At 58.0% G+C, this 16,505-nt stretch carries 18 protein-coding genes; 1 reads left to right on the forward strand and 17 read right to left on the reverse strand.

The features are described from left to right. Positions 1-109: 109 nt before the first annotated feature. The gene (locus HNR55_RS13720; RefSeq protein WP_166116285.1) at positions 110-367 is read left to right on the forward strand and encodes a hypothetical protein; all 258 of its coding nucleotides are present in this window, start codon (positions 110-112) and stop codon (positions 365-367) included. A gap of 389 nt (positions 368-756) precedes the next feature. Here HNR55_RS13720 and HNR55_RS13725 read toward each other — a convergent pair whose 3' ends face one another. The 17 genes from HNR55_RS13725 to HNR55_RS13805 form a co-directional block, all read right to left on the reverse strand. Continuing rightward, on the reverse strand, positions 757-2,082 hold the full coding sequence (locus HNR55_RS13725; protein ID WP_166116287.1) for an RNA polymerase factor sigma-54: 1,326 nt from the start codon (positions 2,080-2,082) through the stop codon (positions 757-759). Between the two features lie 9 nt (positions 2,083-2,091). Then, complete coding sequence (locus tag HNR55_RS13730) at positions 2,092-3,138, reverse strand: HoxN/HupN/NixA family nickel/cobalt transporter (protein ID WP_166116289.1); 1,047 nt, start codon at positions 3,136-3,138, stop codon at positions 2,092-2,094. A 1-nt stretch (position 3,139) separates the two neighbouring features. After that, positions 3,140-4,195, reverse strand: a complete 1,056-nt coding sequence (hypE, locus tag HNR55_RS13735) for a hydrogenase expression/formation protein HypE (protein WP_166116291.1) — start codon at positions 4,193-4,195, stop codon at positions 3,140-3,142. Continuing rightward, positions 4,195-5,316: a hydrogenase formation protein HypD gene (hypD, locus tag HNR55_RS13740; protein WP_166116292.1), complete on the reverse strand. Its 1,122-nt coding sequence runs from the start codon at positions 5,314-5,316 to the stop codon at positions 4,195-4,197. The genes hypE and hypD overlap by 1 nt, the downstream gene beginning before the upstream one ends. 3 nt (positions 5,317-5,319) lie before the next feature. Next, positions 5,320-5,601: a HypC/HybG/HupF family hydrogenase formation chaperone gene (locus HNR55_RS13745; protein ID WP_166116294.1), complete on the reverse strand. Its 282-nt coding sequence runs from the start codon at positions 5,599-5,601 to the stop codon at positions 5,320-5,322. A gap of 1 nt (position 5,602) precedes the next feature. Continuing rightward, positions 5,603-7,090, reverse strand: coding sequence for a sigma-54-dependent transcriptional regulator (locus tag HNR55_RS13750; RefSeq protein ID WP_166116295.1), 1,488 nt, complete (start codon positions 7,088-7,090; stop codon positions 5,603-5,605). Positions 7,091-7,097: 7 nt separating this feature from the next. Further along, positions 7,098-8,024, reverse strand: coding sequence for a hydrogenase nickel incorporation protein HypB (hypB, locus tag HNR55_RS13755; RefSeq protein WP_166116297.1), 927 nt, complete (start codon positions 8,022-8,024; stop codon positions 7,098-7,100). Next, positions 8,024-8,365, reverse strand: coding sequence for a hydrogenase maturation nickel metallochaperone HypA (gene hypA, locus HNR55_RS13760; protein ID WP_166116299.1), 342 nt, complete (start codon positions 8,363-8,365; stop codon positions 8,024-8,026). Before hypA ends, hypB begins: the two co-directional genes overlap by 1 nt. Next, positions 8,358-9,362, reverse strand: coding sequence for a nickel-dependent hydrogenase large subunit (locus HNR55_RS13765; protein WP_166116301.1), 1,005 nt, complete (start codon positions 9,360-9,362; stop codon positions 8,358-8,360). Before HNR55_RS13765 ends, hypA begins: the two co-directional genes overlap by 8 nt. Beyond that, a complete protein-coding gene (gene hybE / locus HNR55_RS13770) occupies positions 9,359-10,210 on the reverse strand; it encodes a [NiFe]-hydrogenase assembly chaperone HybE (protein ID WP_166116302.1) in 852 nt (283 codons plus the stop codon). Before hybE ends, HNR55_RS13765 begins: the two co-directional genes overlap by 4 nt. Then, a complete protein-coding gene (locus HNR55_RS13775; protein WP_166116304.1) occupies positions 10,207-11,097 on the reverse strand; it encodes a hydrogenase expression/formation protein in 891 nt (296 codons plus the stop codon). The genes hybE and HNR55_RS13775 overlap by 4 nt, the downstream gene beginning before the upstream one ends. Beyond that, the gene (locus HNR55_RS13780) at positions 11,094-11,504 is read right to left on the reverse strand and encodes a thioredoxin domain-containing protein (protein WP_166116306.1); all 411 of its coding nucleotides are present in this window, start codon (positions 11,502-11,504) and stop codon (positions 11,094-11,096) included. The genes HNR55_RS13775 and HNR55_RS13780 overlap by 4 nt, the downstream gene beginning before the upstream one ends. 6 nt (positions 11,505-11,510) lie before the next feature. Further along, positions 11,511-11,879 (reverse strand): HypC/HybG/HupF family hydrogenase formation chaperone, encoded by a 369-nt coding sequence (locus HNR55_RS13785; RefSeq protein WP_166116307.1) that lies wholly within the window; start codon positions 11,877-11,879, stop codon positions 11,511-11,513. A 3-nt stretch (positions 11,880-11,882) separates the two neighbouring features. Next, positions 11,883-12,533 carry a HyaD/HybD family hydrogenase maturation endopeptidase gene (locus HNR55_RS13790; RefSeq protein WP_166116309.1) on the reverse strand — a complete coding sequence of 217 codons (651 nt, stop codon included), beginning with the start codon at positions 12,531-12,533 and terminating at the stop codon, positions 11,883-11,885. A 217-nt stretch (positions 12,534-12,750) separates the two neighbouring features. Then, positions 12,751-13,512 (reverse strand): Ni/Fe-hydrogenase, b-type cytochrome subunit, encoded by a 762-nt coding sequence (gene cybH, locus HNR55_RS13795; protein ID WP_166116311.1) that lies wholly within the window; start codon positions 13,510-13,512, stop codon positions 12,751-12,753. A gap of 13 nt (positions 13,513-13,525) precedes the next feature. Beyond that, on the reverse strand, positions 13,526-15,346 hold the full coding sequence (locus HNR55_RS13800; protein WP_166116313.1) for a nickel-dependent hydrogenase large subunit: 1,821 nt from the start codon (positions 15,344-15,346) through the stop codon (positions 13,526-13,528). After that, on the reverse strand, positions 15,343-16,422 hold the full coding sequence (locus tag HNR55_RS13805; RefSeq protein ID WP_166116315.1) for a hydrogenase small subunit: 1,080 nt from the start codon (positions 16,420-16,422) through the stop codon (positions 15,343-15,345). The genes HNR55_RS13800 and HNR55_RS13805 overlap by 4 nt, the downstream gene beginning before the upstream one ends. Between the last annotated feature and the right edge of the window lie 83 nt (positions 16,423-16,505).

The following is a 16,505-nucleotide window of genomic DNA, read 5'->3' on the forward strand; positions in this document are numbered from 1 at the left end:
TCTCCCCTCAAAAACCGGGAAAACAGTCAGCACACGCAGCCACAAAGTACAACCCTTATGCGCCACACTCAGGGCTTAACTGACGACACGCCGTAAGGAGCTTACCGTAATGGCAAAAAATATGTTTCGTACAGTGGCAGATTTATTAATGGATTACTGGGATCCCATTGATGTTGGGGATAACCCAAACCTTTTTGACGAATATGATGCATATGTTCCTGGTATGATAAGATTAATTGAAAAAGGAGCGTCAATGCAGACTATCGAAAACCATTTAAAGGCAGTCGAAGTTACACTCGGCGTGCAGGCATCAGACTCTCGAAGAGTCGAAACCGCAGCAAAATTGATTAGGCTCAGGGCGCATTAATTTAATTGTAGAAGATATGATTCAGACTCTGCGCGAAGACTGACCTTCTGCTGCGAACGAGAGCGTGGTTGACAGTGCACCGCTTATGCGGGGCTGCTGACAGACCCGGTGGGGGGCAACAGTGGAGCGCGCTATCGGACTACCTATGATCCGAGACTGATCCGGCCATATCCGTGCTGTAATCCGGTAAACAGCCGTGGCCATGCATTTCCCTTCTACCAATAAGACTGTAGCGCTTTCTTCCGCAAACCATTTCGGTCTAATTAGAAATATTAAACAGAGTATATCCACATCTTTTGCATAGGTTTCTATCCACGATAAACAACAACTCATGCTACATCAGGCATTAAAGATAAATAAACTGCTTTTATTTTTCAAAAAAATTCAATCTATACTGTAATTGCATGTACTTTTCGAGAAAAGGATGAACGTATTCCCATAAGCTGGCGATATTTGACAACAGTACGCCGTGATACACTAAACCCCTGCTGTTGCAGAACTTCAACCAAAGCGCTATCGGAAAGGGGGTTATCCGGTTTTTCTTCCCGCACAACCCTGCGCAGGCAGGCTCTGGCCGCAGCGGCCCCGCGTGGGGGAGCCTGCCCGTGGCGACCAACCCCGGCCGTGAAAAAGAAACGTAGCGGCAGGACCCCATCTGGTGTGGAGATATATTTGTCCGCCACAAGCCGACTGACCGTACTTTCATGCACCTGCATATCCTGGGCGATCTGGAGCATGGTCAGCGGATGCAGGGCTTCAACGCCCCGATGTAAAAAATCTGGCTGACGGGCTAGAATTTTCTGACCCAGGAGCACAAGGCTTTTGCGCCTTCTGGCAACGACATTCAAAAGCCAGCGTGCATCAGTCATCCAGTCCTTGACCTGCCCCCGTTCACGCACGCTCATGCGCGCAGAAAGCTGGCTCCGCAGTTCCGTGTTCAGCTTCAGGTCCTGTGCCGGGTCTGCATAAGCAAACACATGCCATGCACCCTGTTCGTCCTGTTCAACGCGCAGTTCGGCACGGCGTAACAGTGCTGGTTCCACAACCGCCTTGCAATAAGGATACGGTTCCAGCCGTTGCAGGGTCAGGAGCATCCGTTCCAGTTCCTGCGCACCCACGCCACAGAGTGTTGCCAAACCGGCCCGGTCCCCTTTGACCAGACGGCCAAGATTTGCCAGCAATCTGGTAAATGCCTCGCTTAACAGCCCTTCATCATCAAGCTGCACGGCAAAACATTCGGCAACAGAAAGAGCCCCCACCCCCACAGGGTCAAGCCTGAGCAGATACTGTCGCGCTTCCTCCGCGCAGGTGCGCTCAATCCCCCTGCTCTGGCAGAATGCCTCCAGTGCAGCTGAGGATAATCGGCCGTATTCATCTACTTCCTCCAGCAGCAGGGCAGCCAGACGGCAAAGCCATGCAGGTCTGGAGGACAATGCAATCTGACGAAGCATCTGCTCCTCGACCGAGACTTCGCTCGAGGCCAGCCGTTCGATCATATCATGGGTAGAGTTCACAGCAGATGGGTCCGGACGGCCCGAGCCCCGATCAAACTCCCAGTCCGGCAGTTCCAGAAAAGGGTTCTGCTCCACCTGCTGGGCTATATAAGCGTCCATATCCGCTTGTGGCAGGCGTAACAGCCGGAGCGCCTCACGCATTCTGGGCGTTACGGCGACACCCTGCCTATGACGGACCTTGTGTTCCAGAACCGTGCGCATGGCGCAGGTTCAGCCTCGGGTGTGTGGTGCGGAGGCCATACTCTCCGCCCGCCGGGTCGCCACTTTATCCCACATAAAAGCACCAGCCCACAGCGCCAGAAATACCGCCAGAATCACACTCCCCAGAAGTGGAAAATGCTCCGCAAGGCCCGATGCCATCTGCACAAGAACGGAACCTGTTACGCCATCGTCCCCCAACCCGGCCACATATTCCGTAGCCCCAACCCCAACGGCAGCCAGAGCGGATATGCTGGTAATAGCCAGATTATAAACCTGACGTCGGGTTCGCGTTTGTGCGCTCCATCCATAGGCGCGCATCATCAGCACCGCATCAAGCGTGTCTATGACAGACATGCCTGCGGTAAACAGCAACGGGAACATGAGAATACCCACAAGTCCCAGCCCCTGTGCACTCTGGGCCGCAGCCAAACCCAGCAAGCCGATCTCGGTTGCCGTATCAAACCCCAGACCGAACAGAAAACCCAGCGGATACATCTGCCACGACTGCCTGATAAGCCGAAAAACCGGACCAAACAGGTGGGCCATAATTCCGCCAGACGGCATATCGGGCATATCGATTTTATGCCTCAACGCATGCCATTGCCGCCCGGCCGCATACACATTGTACGCCGCCATCAGGAACAGAAAAATAATGGAAACCGTCGAGCCAATACTCCCCCCGACAAGGTGCCAGCGCTCCAGCCAGTCATGCGTTGGCAAAACAGCCAGAAAGAGTACGGCAAGACACACGACCGAGGAATGCCCCAGAGAAAAGAACAGCCCCACCCCCAGAGGAGAGCGCCCGGCAACCATGAGCTTGCGGGTCACCAGATCGATGGCCACAATATGGTCCGCATCCATGGCATGCCGCAGGCCGAATACCCATGCCAGCAAAGCAGAGGCCAAAAGCGTGGCGTTCCCGCCAAAACAGAACCATGCCGCCACCCAGGCAAACCCATTAAAGAACAGCAAAGCCACCAGCAGCCTGTAGCCCTGCGTGGAGCGGGCCGCCATACCAAAGGAGCTTAAAACCGAAGCAGATGGGTTTTGCCGCATGTTAGCAAATCCTTGGCAGTTGTTCGCCTGATGGCATGGTCAAAACCCGCGCGCCACCAAACTCATTAACAATATGAACAGCTCCCTGCCCACTGGAACTGGTCTGCAACGTGCCTATAATAGCAGCATTGCGCCCGAGCGGGTGGCTTTGCATGGTGGCCAGTGCGTGCTTTGCACGGCATGCGGGAACAACGGCCACCAGCTTGCCCTCGTTGGCCAGAAACAGCGGGTCCAGCCCCAGAATTTCACACACACCTTCCACCTCGGGGTGCACTGGCAAGGCGGCCTCGTTAACCGTAACCAGCACGTTACTGGCCTCCGCCAGTTCGCTCAGCACCCCTGCAACGCCGCCGCGCGTGGCATCGCGCATACAGTGTACATCGGGAACAGCGCGCAAAAGGGTATCCACCAGCGTGTTCAGGGGAGCGCAATCACTTTGTAGGTGCGTCTGAAGGGCCAGATCGCCACGTGCGCATAATATGGCGGCCCCATGATCCCCCAATGTGCCATTGACCAGCACCACATCCCCCGGTTGCCCGGCGGCTATACTTATAGTGTGTTCGGGCCGAATAACACCGACCCCGCTTGTGGTTACAAACAGCCCGTCACAGGCATGGCGGGGCACAACCTTGGTATCCCCCGTAACAATACGCACACCAGCAAGAGCCGCACTCCGGGCCATGGCCTCCACCACCCGGCGGAGCACGGCCAGTTCCAGCCCTTCTGCCAGCACAAATGCAGCCGACAGGGCTACAGGGGTAGCACCTCCCACCGCCAGATCATTAACCGTGCCACACACGGCCAGTGTTCCAATATTCCCGCCGGGAAATTCCAGTGGTTCCACCACAAACGCATCTGTTGTAAATGCCAGCCTGTCCCCCGCCTTCGCAAGTGTGGTCAGGTCCAGCCGGGCCTGATCTTCCTGCACGGTGAGCGGACCTGATGTGAAGGCGGACAGAAAGACCTCATCAATCAGAGAGCGCATGGCGCTGCCGCCACCACCATGTGCAAGCGTAATACGACCCTCTGCACCAACCCCAGTTAAAGTGCCGGGCATTATGCGGCCTCCCCTACGCCATGATATTCGTAATACGCCGCGCAAGCCCCTTCGGAGGAAACCATAAGCGCGCCGGATGGATGATCGGGCGAACAGGTCCGCCCGAATGCCTGACATTGCGGGGGTTTGATCCGCCCTGTCAGCACATCCCCACAACGGCACTGTTCCTGATCCGCCAGATGGTGAGGGAGCACGGCAAAGCGTTTTTCCGCATCAAATCGGCTCCACTCAGCCCGCAATTGCAGACCGGACCCCGCAATCTGGCCAAGGCCGCGCCATTCGCATGCTTCCCGGACCTCATAAACCCGCGCGATGGCGGCCATGGCGGCCGGATTGCCCTGTGGTGCCACCACACGCGCGTACTGGTTTTCCACCCGTGCGTCCCCTGCTTCGATCTGGAGCAGCACCATCAGGAGGGATTGCAGGATATCCAGCGGTTCAAAACCTGCCACAACCAGCGGACGTTTGAAATCCTGTGCAATAAAGGCATAAGGCTCTGTGCCGATCACCATGGAAACATGACCCGGCCCTATAAACCCATCCACAGTAAAGTCTGGTTGTTCCAGCAGTGCGCGCAGGGTGGGAATAATGGTGATATGCTGGCACAGAATAGAAAAATTGCTGATATTTTCAGCATTGGCGCGCAAAACAGTCAGGGCGGTAGAAGGGGCCGTTGTTTCAAACCCCAAAGCAAAAAACACGACCTGTCGCGCCGGGTTGGCCCGTGCAAGGGCCAGCGCATCCAGCGGGGAATACACCATACGCACATCGGCCCCCGCGGCACGGGCCTGTAAAAGGCTGCCACTGCCGCCGGGCACACGCATGGCATCGCCAAATGTGGTCAGGATCACACCGGGCCTGTGTGCTATGGTTATGGCATCTTCAATGCGCCCTTTGGGCAGAACACAGACCGGACAGCCCGGACCATGGGCAAACTCGATATTGGCTGGCAGCCGCCGGTCCAGCCCGTACCGGAAAATCGTATGCGTGTGCCCGCCGCACACTTCCATAACCGTAACAGGGTTCTTGCGGGTACGACCAATACGCTCGGCCACAAGACTGATCTGCGCCAGAAGTGCTTCTGCCAGATGCGGGTTGCGGAACTCCTTTACAAACTGCATGGCTCAGGCCCGCGCACTGTTACGCATGGCGTCCAGCTCCCCTGCCAGTTCGTCCATACTGGCAAGCAGCCTCAGAGTTTCCTGCGCTTCCGCCTCATCTATCCGGCTCATGGCAAAGCCTACATGCACAAGCACCCATGCCCCCACAAGCTCTGCCAGCGGTTTGCCCGGCTCCGCAACACACAGCACATCCACCTGCCTGCGCACGCCAGAGACATCCACCTCGGCCAGCATGGCCTGTTCATCCACAATTGCCGTTATCCGGCCGGGAATACCAAGACACATTTCAGGAATTTCCCTTCTGTAAACTCTGTTTTCCCGCATCGGGAACAATGCCGTAACGCTCGAGCTTGGCCCGCAACCCTACGCGGGAAAGACCTAGCTCCCGCGCGGTCAGGCTTTTGTTCCACCCGCACCGGGCGATGGTTTCCATCAGCACATCGGCTTCCAGCGCGTCCATGCGCTCCTGCAGGGTGCCACTCTCATGCGCGGCAGGTTCGACCCCAGACAGTATCTGCGGTGTTGCAGAAGCAGGTTCCACTCCCATAAGCATGGGAGACAGCAGGTCCAGCCCCAGACTATCACTTTCTGCCAGCACCAGCATGCGCAAAATTTCATTCTGCAATTCACGCACGTTGCCGGGCCATGCGTAGCGCACCAGTACGTCCATAACGCCGGGCGCAAAACCACGCACATGCCGCCCATGCCGGGCGCAGGCGGCATCCAGCAGGTGTTGCGCCAGAACATGAATATCCGCAGGTCTGCTCCGCAATGGGGGGATGCTCAGTACCATGCCCGTAAGGCGGAAATACATATCCTCCCGGAACCGCCCTGCCCGTACCTCTGCCCGCAGGTCCCTGTGCGTTGCGGCCAGTACTCGCACATCCACACGCGTTGTCTCGTTAGTACCGAGGGGACGGAATTCGCCTTCTTGCAGAAAGCGAAGGATCTTGACCTGAAAAGCAGGAGAAATATCCCCGATCTCATCCAGAAAGAGCGTGCCCCCATCAGCCTCCTCCACAAGACCACGGCGGTTCGCATGCGCGCCTGTAAAAGCGCCTTTACGGTGACCAAACAATTCGGATTCCAGCAGGTCATCCGGTATGGCGCCACAATTGACGGCAACAAACGCTCCAGTGCCACGCTGGCTGGCGTAATGCACCGCACGGGCGAGCAGTTCCTTGCCTGTTCCGGTCTCGCCTTCAATCAGGACCGGAATATCAAATACCGCTGTTTTGGCGGCCTGTCGGCAGACATCACCCATCGGGCTGGCAGGGGCGCGGATAATGGAGTCAAAATGGTAGCTGCCTGCTACACGCTCCCGCTGCTGGCGCAAACGCCCCTCCACCACGGGAGGAGCCAGCCTGAGTTCGAGCGAAAGACGCTCATAATCCCGCTGCATGGCAAAAAGCTGCGTGGCATTCCGTGCTGCCAGCAAAAGCTGGTCCGGGTGCCACGGCTTGGTAATGTACTGATAGATACCGGCCTGATTAATGGCGTCTATCATGTCATCCGGTTCGGTATAACCGGTTACGATCATCCGCACGATGTCTGGCCAGCGGGCGCGCACTTCCGCCAGAAACTCCACGCCACTCATGCCCGGCATACGCTGGTCGCAAAAAATGGCGTGAACCCAGTTGTTCTCCAGCAATGCGCGGGCCTGCTCCACACTGGTTGCACTCAGAACCTCAAATTCCTCACGCAGAATACGGGCAATAACCTCCACGGAGCGCGGTTCATCATCAACAACCAGAATGCAGGCAGGTGCTACCACTTTTTGCTTACTCCGCTGCGCGCAGCATGTCCGCACGGGCCTGCGCCTGTGCGGCCAGCCCGTCCAGCAAGGCGCGGCGCTCGTCTTTCAGCCAGTCCAGCCATTGGGCCATACCCTGCCCGTTGCGGGTGGAAACATGCAGGATACGCGCAGCAGGCGCTATACGCCTTACGTTGCTTTCCAACGCAGCAACATCCACATCCAGATAAGGCAGAAGGTCGGTCTTGGTCAGCAGGACCATATCCGCTTTTTCAAAAATATCCGGGTATTTAAGGGGTTTATCCTCCCCCTCCGTTACGGAAAGGAGCGTGACCCGCCGTTTTTCCCCAAGGTCAAACGCCGCCGGGCAGACCAGATTGCCTACATTTTCAATAAACAGAATACCGCCCATGCTCACCCCGAGGTGTTCGGCGGCATGGCCCACCATATGGGCATCCAGATGGCAGCCCTTGCCGGTGTTGACCTGAATGGCAGGTGTGCCGGTCGCCCGGATACGCTCTGCATCATTGCTGGTCTGCTGGTCACCTTCGATTACGGAGCACGCAATGGTGCCTGCAAGTGTTTTAAGCGTTTCAACCAGCAGCGTGGTTTTGCCAGCCCCCGGACCTGCCAGCAGGTTGAGCGCGAGATTACCGTTCTGTGCAAAGCGGGCACGGTTGGCGGCGGCATAGCTATCATTCTTGGAAAGGATATTCCGCTCGATTTCCACCATCCGTGCCTGAGACAGCCCCGGCGCATGCGAGCGGGCGGGACCGCTGCCATAGTCCAGACTACCGTTGTCATGTGCGCCGTCATGCGGGTGCGGGTGATCGTGCTCATGTTCATGCTCGTGCGGGTGGGCATGGTCATGGTGGTGGTGCGCGCCGTGGGGGTGAGCGTGGTTCTCCCCTTCAAACGTTGCGCCATCGCCGCTACAGCCACATGTTGTACACATCAGATTACCTCCATGTCTTTCAGCTTTATTTCCGTCCCGCCCGAAGGTTGCAGACGTACGCCCCCACATAGGGGGCATGGGTCCAGACGGTTTTCGAGCACCACGGTCTGCCCGCAGTCAAAGCACCATGCGCTACCGGGCACATCAACAAACTCCAGCCTTGCGCCTTCGGCCACTGTGCCGCGCGCCACAACCTCAAAGCCAAAGCGCATGGCAGGCAGTTCCACCCCCGCAAAACGCCCCACTTCCACCCTGACGCACGTGACCCTTGTAAAGCCCTCCTGCCGTGCGCTCTCTTCGATTACGCCCAGCAGGCTTTCGCAGAGGGACATTTCATGCATGTTGCGCTGCCTCCAACGTAACAGGCACACAAGGGTTAAGTGCGGCCAGAACACATTCGACCGACATTTTGGTGCAAACCGGGTTCAGCCGGGAGATAGCCTGCCGGAAAAGCCCGCCCTCCGCCATATGCCAGAGCGTAGGCGAAAGGATCTGATACTCTGCCACCAACCCGTTACGCACCTGTACGGCATGAACCAGCATGCCACGCGCGGCCCGCGCCACCCCGACCCCAGCCCCCATACCAGCCATAAAGGGGGCAACACGGGCGAACATGGTATCCACCCGCCCTTCCAGACAGGCCAGAAACTCCAGCAACCGCGCAACCAGCCGCGCAAAGGGCGTTACCCTTCCCGCCCCAACCAGAGCCTGCATAACGGGGTAATGTGCATAATCCGGCCAGATACTGGCATCATACGCCATGGTGGGAGCAGGTTGCACGCCCTCATGCGCAAGCCGTGCCTGTACGGCCTGCGGGGTTAGCCCCGCCATGTCCACCGCAGCCCCCACACCGTCCAGCGCGCTTTGGCAACGCTTGAACAGCCTTGGCAGAAAAGCGCCTGTCTCCGTCTGCCCGGTTGCAAGCCATGCTTCAAACGCCTGAGCGTTCATTTGTGCCAGACTTGCGTTTGTACCGATCAACTCCCTTGCCATGGCGGGCCCTGCCTGCCTGTCCTGCAAGACCTTACACAGGCTCTCGCGCTGCGGGGGCAGATTCAGGTGCGCAGGAAGCGTTACCAGCAGCGCCAGTGCATGATCCTGCAAAATCTCATCCTGCATGCGGACATGGTCAGGGCCTACGTTTCCGGCCAGACCCATGGCCCGTATACCGGCCGCCATATGGGCCACCCGGCACAGACCAAAAACCCGACCGACTAACGCCAGAGCCTGTTCCGGCTGCAGGCCAGCACATAAGAGCCCGGCATCGACCACATTATGTGTCTGCACCTGCCAGGGTTGCCCGGCCTGCCCCTCACGCAGGAGAAGTGTACCAATCATGCCTGCGGCTCTGTCCTTCTGGCTGACTGGCCGACCAGAAGGCTCCTGCGCCCCATATCCGGTTTTTCTCCCGGTGGTTGCCCTGCCTGCGGCGCGGGCGCGCTGGTATGCGCCACACTGGCCTGCGGGTTGAGTGCAGGGTCCAGCAAGCCGCGCACGGCAGCCTGCGCCGTATCAACCGCTTGCAACATGGTGGTGAAGTTAAACATGGGCGAAAACAGCGAACAGGCCCAGTAACCCGGCAGCGCCTCTACCCCTCCATCACGCAGGGCCGCAGTAAACTCGTAAGACCCGGAGGGGAAATCCAGCAGTTTTTTACTACCCGATATCACACCCGACCAGTCTGCACCCGCAGCGGGGAGCACAATCAGGTTCATGAACCACGGCGTCACCAGCGCCCCGACCACCTGCCCCTCAAACGAACAGAACCCTACGGCCTTAACGTTCAGCGCTTCGTTTACAAACGGCAGGCCACGCATCTTGCTGGCATAAATATCCGCAAATACATCTTCCAGCGCACGGGCAAAGCTGCTGGCCGGGTCTGGCGTATGTCTGGGCTGCTCCTGCGCGAGAGCAGCGGTGCTGGCTGGTGCTTCACCTGCTGGCATGGACGGCAGGGGGGAGGCTGACACCACCATAAACTGCTCTTTTGCGCCATCGCATGTAGGGCAACGCCAGTAATCCGGCAGGCTGGAAAACGGTGTATGCGGGGGCACCTGCCATACCTCGCACCCTTCTGCGGGGTCATACACACTCCAGCAGATCTTGCATTCCATAACCGCATCATCCGCCAGACGTGCGGTGTCCCCCAGATAGGACCCCTCAAACCGCGGGGTGAGGCCGCTCATGCCTGCCCCCCCTGCGGGCTGGCGCCTTCTTCTCGCAGCACGACACATATTTCACGCAGGCGGGTAGCGGAATCCGCGATATCTTCCACTGCGGCACAGGCCACTTCGGGCACGGCGGAAACTTCTATCGTGTCCAGAATAAGCGTATCCATGGAGTTGAAATAGCGCACCCGCCAGACATGTGGCGTTGCTGTTGCCTCTATCCGGCAATTACCATACCCGCGCGAGAGAATGGTCAGCCGCCCCTGACCCAGACTGGTTTCCAGCAGGGCCATGTCCTCCGGCGTGTGGGGCAGCAGGCTCAGGTTGACAACATGGGGGCTGTTCTGGGGTTTCCAGTTTTCGCTCCGGTCAAACAGTTCGGTCAGGATGGCGGGAGCGTTCACAACCCCGTCCGCCACACCCGCCGTAATATCGGGGCGGGCCCGTCTGGACGGAAACGCACGGGCCAGAAGCGCTTTGGGAAAAGCCGAGACTTCCACCTGCTCACGCACCTCCCGCCCTTCCGGACCACCATAGGCGCGCAGGGCCCAAATGCCCGCAAAAACCGTTTCCTGCACCTCTACGAGCCCTGCGGCATCTTCCAGTCTGGCGGAGACTTCCCCCTCCCCCAGAGCATCATGCACCGCTGCACCCGCGGCCGGGCTCAGGTTGTGCCGGGGTAGCATGCGGGCATCCCCCGCCTGCCATGCCTGTGCCTGTTTTTGCAGATCGTCCAGAAACGCCAGCGTTGCCGTCATGGTAGCCGGGTCATCAATCTCTGGCACATGGGGTTCATACACATGAACACCCGATGGCATGGCCAGATAGTTCAGTTCCTCATCTTCCTGCCCGATCTGCGAGCCCGGACCAAACCCTGCGGGTGGAAACATAAAAGATGCGCTCATGCCACCGGCTCCCCGTCTGTTGTTGTGGAGGGTGCAAAAAGTGCCCCAAACCTGCTGACATAGGTCTCCCAGTCGCGCATGCGCGAAATACTGGCCTTGACCTGCCCGTTCTCAAGCACCACCAGTGCGGGGAGGGAAAGATCGCTCTCACTCCGCACCAGTTCGGCCTCCAGTGCGGCATCGGCCACAGCACCGCCGAGCGGCTGCGCGCCCCGCAAATGGGCTGCCCCCAACTGCAACAGGTCCGGCAGAATGGCCGCAAGGTCTGGTGTTTCCAGATGTATTCTGGCGTGGCTGGGCAACAGCAGCAGCACATACCCTGCCTGCGCCTGCTCCAGCGTGTGCAGGACAGGCATACCGTGCCGGGTTGTCAGCCCCTGCACCAGTGGAAGTTCTAGTACGGACATCTTTACTCAGGCCTCCGTAAGCCCTGCATCGAATGCAGCCTGAAGGTGGGGGGGAAGACGCGGTGGTGCGTCACACAGGTCTGCAAACCCGTGGGTTACAATTTGCTGGGCAACACCTGCATCCACTGGCGTTGCGGCCAGTGTGGCAAGGGCCTGAAGGGCTTCCTGCAGTTTACGGGCTTCCTCCGGTTCCATACGCGCACGCGCCATGCCCATAAAAACCAGCAGGTAGTCTCCTTCCTGCACATCGATCACCAGCATGGTATCGACCTGCTCCTGCCGGGCGGACTGCTGCTGGCCAGGTGTGGGCTCCACCATGCAGAGCGCCATGCTCCCTTCGCAACGCAGCACTTTCATGGGTATGCCAAGGCACATGATTTATACCCCACTCCGCGCAAGCACGCGCTCATCACCGTAACGGCAGGCCAGTTCCTCAGACGGGCGGCCCTGCTCATAAGCCGTGCGGGCTACGGCCTGTGTTATGACCCCCGCCCCCGGTGCTGATGTCTGTTGCAAGGGGGTGGGGCTGACACCGTAACGCTGCTTCAGAAGGTCCAGCACCATTTGCACGGCGGGGGACACCTGCTGAGCGACTGCCTCGGTCAGCCCGCCGCCATAATCCTGCATGGTCACGGGCTGTACACCCACCAGATGAATAGCGCGTGGCGCATGACCACGCAGGTCCAGCAAAGCCAGCACTTCCTGAAAACCGGTCTGATGGAGGCTCATCTTCCGCGCGCCAATCGTGGCGGGCACGGCAGAGCCTTCCACATGGTGCAAGGTGGCCGGGGGCAGGCCAAAATCTATGGCGTCGACTATAATCAGGGTTTCCAGGTCTTCCAGCACGGGCAGCAGATATAGCCCCTGCGTACCGCCATCCATGATCTGTACTTCCGGGCCAAAACTGTAATGCGCGGCAAGATGCTCCACAGCCCGAACACCAAACCCCTCATCTGCCCACAGGATGTTCCCGATGCCCAGCACCAGAATTTTCCGCTCATCGCCATATAGAACCGCGTCTGCCGCCACGTCTGCCGCCTCCTGCTACCCTGCATGAAAAACAGCGAACCAGCCTGAAAAGCCCGCGTTTCTCCCGCTTTCCAATAAAAGCAAGAAACATGCCAACTTCCAGAATGGCAGATACGCGACCGGGCGGATACAAGAATCCCACCAACACGCGAATGTGATGGTGGGATTTTGTGGACTCTAACTTTCCAGAATGACTGATTGTGTGGTCAAAGACCTCTCACTCAGGGTGGTCATCCTTGTAAGAACGGTAGCCATTGGTCATGGCGGAGAGCAATGTCTGACGGGACGTAATATCCTCCCGCGTGACGGTGTAGACGTGGATCATGACGAACAGAATAATAACCCACATGCCCCAGTGATGCAGGAAATGCGTACTAAGGTTCCCCCCTAGCCAGGGCATGACCCAGCCAAAAACCTTACCTTCCCAGCTATCAATGCCGGTTCCATCAGAATACAGCGCAAACCCGCTGACAATCATGAACAGGCCTGTCAGGGTAAAGCAGAAAAACAGGGCCGTGCGGGCAAGTGGATTATGCCCGATTGTTTTTTCACCCTGTTTTTTAATAAAGGCATAGACCAGTATTTCGTCCAGCAGACCTTTCCAGTAATCCCTGCGCCAGACGGGGAGATAAAAAAGCTCCCGTGTGTAAATATTGCCCATAAAGGTCCATAGGATACGCCCGGCAAATCCTACGGCAAAAATCCACGCCGCAGAAAAATGCAGGTAACGGATCCAGCCCATAAGAAAGTGGTTACTGGCCTCCCCCGACAGTGAGGGAGGGGGTGAGCCAATAAAATACCCGGTAATAACCAGCACAACGATGGACGCCACAGTCACCCAGTGCCAGAGCCGCACAGGGGCTTCATACACATAGATCGTGGTGAGCTTGCGCGCACGCAATGCGCGCGCGTTTTGCCCTTGCAGGTTTGTACCCTGCAAATCCTCGTCCGTCAGGATGTTTGATTTGGATGGAACCATCGGGCTATCCCCCTTAGCGCACGGTTACGCGGGCAAGTTCATCCCCATCAGGTGCCATGACATGCGTGGCGCAGGCCATGCAGGGGTCAAACGAGTGGAGGGTACGCAGGATTTCCACCGGCTGTTCGGGGTTGGCCATGGGCGTGCCCAGAAGCGAGGCTTCGAACGCACCAATATTGCCCTTGGCATCGCGCGGGCCTGCGTTCCATGTGCTGGGCACCACGCACTGGTAGTTTTCGATACGGCCATCCTTGATTTTGATCCAGTGGCCAAGACCTCCGCGCGGGGCAGCCACAAGGCCAACGCCCTTTGCTTCCTTGGGCCATGTGGCAGGGTCCCAGCGCGACATGTTAGCCGTTGCCAGATCACCATTGCGGATGTTCGTGATCAGGGCATCGTAATCATCCAGCAACTGCTGGGCACAGTAATGCCCTTCCAGCGCGCGGGTTAACGTACGCCCGATCGTGGTTGGCAGAGCCTGCTGCGGTGTAAAGCTGGTGCCCGCCAGAGCATTGAAGCGCCCCAGAGCGTCATCCACCTGCGCCTTGACGTAGGGCACGCCTTTTGCATACGCCAGAATATAGCGCGCCAGAGGCCCGACCTCGCACGCATTGCCACGCCAGCGCGGAGCTTTGACCCACGAATATTTGGCGTTTTCATCCACAGCCTCAATATTGGTGCGCGTCCCTTTGGCCCCGCTCCCCAGAACGTAGTGAGGGTCGGTTACCCCATCCCATGGATGCAGACCAATATCTTCGCGGCCCTGCCCGTAGCTGTACCAGCTATGGGTTACAAATTCCTGCACCTGCTGCGGGTCACGGGCATCAATCGGATGGATTTCGTTCCAGTTACCGTTCAGGATCACACCACCGGGCAGACGGTCGGTGGATTTATCCCCCTGCACGGTTGGGTAATCGCCATAATCCATGAGGTTATGGTTTGCCAGACCACCACCGTAGAGCCAGTTCTTGTAATAGCTGGCAATCGCGATAACATCCGGCACATAAACATTCTGCGAAAACTCGTAAGCCTCATCCAGCTTTTGCTTGATGAAGTTCAGGCGCTCCATGTTAAGCGGTGCCCCTGCTGCCATATCCCCGTCAATATTGATTGCGCAGGGAACGCCGCCAACCATGTAGTTGGGGTGCGGGTTCTTACCCCCCAGAATGGTATGGATTTTTACGATTTCTTTTTGAAAATCAAGCGCTTCAAGGTAGTGCGTTACGGCCATAAGATCAGCTTCGGGCGGAAGCAGATAGGCTTTGCTGTCCCAGTACCCGTTTTTGAAAATGCCGAGCTGCCCGCTCTCCACAAACTTTTTCAGCCTGTTCTGCACATCACGGAAATAGCCGGGAGAAGATTTGGCGTGGTTGGGAGAAACCGATTGCTGCAACATGGATGTTGCACGCGGGTCCGCGCGCAGGGCATTGACCGGGTTCACCCAGTCCAGCGCATGCAGGTGGTAAAAATGCACCACATGGTCATGCCATGCCAGAACCTTGGCCATGATCTGGCGGATAAGGAAGGCGTTGGTGGGAATGCGAATATCCAGCGCATCTTCTACCGCACGCACAGAGGCCAGAGCATGGCAGCCGGTGCACACACCGCAGATCCGCTCCACAAAAGCCCATGCATCACGCGGGTCGCGCCCACGCAGAATAACTTCCAGCCCGCGCCACATTGTGCCGGTGGAAACCGCATTGCGGATGATGTTCTGCTCATCCACATTAACCTCAACGCGCATATGCCCTTCAATGCGGGTCAGCGGGTCCACCACAATACGCTTGCCACCGTTATCAAGCGCAAAACCGTTTGGTGTCTGAAGCGTGGTCATTGGGCGTCATCCCCTTTGTAACGTGCGCGGCTGAGCGCGGTTATGGCGGCATGGGCGGCAAGGCCCGCACCTACGGCTCCGGCGGCAACCATGCCCACCTTGTCCGCGCTGGCTTCTATGCCAAAGCCCCCGACATTCTGAAGCCTTGCGTACCACGACCCCTTGTCCCAGAACCCATCTTCGGAACAGCCAATGCAGCCATGACCGGACTGGATGGGGAAGGACACACCATCATTCCACCGTACGGTAGAACAGGCGTTATAGGTGGTTGGGCCTTTACAGCCGACCTTGTACAGGCAGTACCCCTTGCGGGCCCCTTCATCATCAAAGCTTTCCACATACTGGCCCGCATCAAAATGAGGACGGCGGTAGCATTTGTCGTGGATGCGCTGGGAGTAGAACATTTTAGGCCGCCCCTGCCGGTCAAGTTCGGGCAGGCGGTCAAATGTGAGCATGTAGGTAATAACGCCGGTCATGACCTCGGCAATGGGCGGGCAACCGGGCACCTTGATAATAGGCTTGTCCAGAATGACCTTGTGCACGGGGGTTGCCTGTGTGGGGTTGGGCCGGGCCGCCTGCACGCAACCATACGAGGCGCATGACCCCCACGAGATAATGGCCTTGGCTCCGCTGGCCACTTTTTTAAGCTGCTCCACAAATGGCTTGCCGCCAATAATGCAGTACATGCCATCTTCGTTAAGGGGCGGGTTGCCCTCCACGGCCAGAATGTAGTTGCCATGGTATTTCTCCATGACCTCGTCCAGAATGGCTTCGGCCTGATGCCCTGCGGAAGCCATGAGGGTATCATCATAATCCAGCGAGATCATGGACAGGACCACATCCTTGACCAGCGGATGTGCCGAGCGAATAAAACTTTCCGAGCAGCAGGTGCATTCCAGCCCGTGCAGCCACAATACGGGCAGGCGGGGCTTGGTTTCCATCGCACTGGCAATCTGGGGCACAAACTCTGGCCCCAGACCAAGGGCCGCAGCAGTGAGCGAGCAGTATTTGATAAACGATCGACGGGTAATGCCCTGCCGTCGCATCACGTCATAAAACGTTTCAAGACCAGCCATCAATGAAGACGTCCTCCTCAGGCGGCGAACCAGAACAGGTCCGCGATTACCAACAAGAAGGAAGCAAGAAGTGTGCCATGCCC

The organism is Acetobacter lovaniensis (assembly GCF_014207635.1).
Lineage (GTDB): Bacteria > Pseudomonadota > Alphaproteobacteria > Acetobacterales > Acetobacteraceae > Acetobacter > Acetobacter lovaniensis.

Coding starts and splice junctions, on each gene's coding strand:
- HNR55_RS13720 (WP_166116285.1), top strand. CDS start 110: ATGGCAAAAAATATGTTTCGTACAGTGGCAGATTTATTAATGGATTAC.
- HNR55_RS13725 (WP_166116287.1), bottom strand. CDS start 2,082: ATGCGCACGGTTCTGGAACACAAGGTCCGTCATAGGCAGGGTGTCGCC.
- HNR55_RS13730 (WP_166116289.1), bottom strand. CDS start 3,138: ATGCGGCAAAACCCATCTGCTTCGGTTTTAAGCTCCTTTGGTATGGCG.
- hypE (WP_166116291.1), bottom strand. CDS start 4,195: ATGCCCGGCACTTTAACTGGGGTTGGTGCAGAGGGTCGTATTACGCTT.
- hypD (WP_166116292.1), bottom strand. CDS start 5,316: ATGCAGTTTGTAAAGGAGTTCCGCAACCCGCATCTGGCAGAAGCACTT.
- HNR55_RS13745 (WP_166116294.1), bottom strand. CDS start 5,601: ATGTGTCTTGGTATTCCCGGCCGGATAACGGCAATTGTGGATGAACAG.
- hypB (WP_166116297.1), bottom strand. CDS start 8,024: ATGTGTACAACATGTGGCTGTAGCGGCGATGGCGCAACGTTTGAAGGG.
- hypA (WP_166116299.1), bottom strand. CDS start 8,365: ATGCATGAAATGTCCCTCTGCGAAAGCCTGCTGGGCGTAATCGAAGAG.
- HNR55_RS13765 (WP_166116301.1), bottom strand. CDS start 9,362: ATGATTGGTACACTTCTCCTGCGTGAGGGGCAGGCCGGGCAACCCTGG.
- hybE (WP_166116302.1), bottom strand. CDS start 10,210: ATGAGCGGCCTCACCCCGCGGTTTGAGGGGTCCTATCTGGGGGACACC.
- HNR55_RS13775 (WP_166116304.1), bottom strand. CDS start 11,097: ATGAGCGCATCTTTTATGTTTCCACCCGCAGGGTTTGGTCCGGGCTCG.
- HNR55_RS13780 (WP_166116306.1), bottom strand. CDS start 11,504: ATGTCCGTACTAGAACTTCCACTGGTGCAGGGGCTGACAACCCGGCAC.
- HNR55_RS13785 (WP_166116307.1), bottom strand. CDS start 11,879: ATGTGCCTTGGCATACCCATGAAAGTGCTGCGTTGCGAAGGGAGCATG.
- cybH (WP_166116311.1), bottom strand. CDS start 13,512: ATGGTTCCATCCAAATCAAACATCCTGACGGACGAGGATTTGCAGGGT.
- HNR55_RS13800 (WP_166116313.1), bottom strand. CDS start 15,346: ATGACCACGCTTCAGACACCAAACGGTTTTGCGCTTGATAACGGTGGC.
- HNR55_RS13805 (WP_166116315.1), bottom strand. CDS start 16,422: ATGGCTGGTCTTGAAACGTTTTATGACGTGATGCGACGGCAGGGCATT.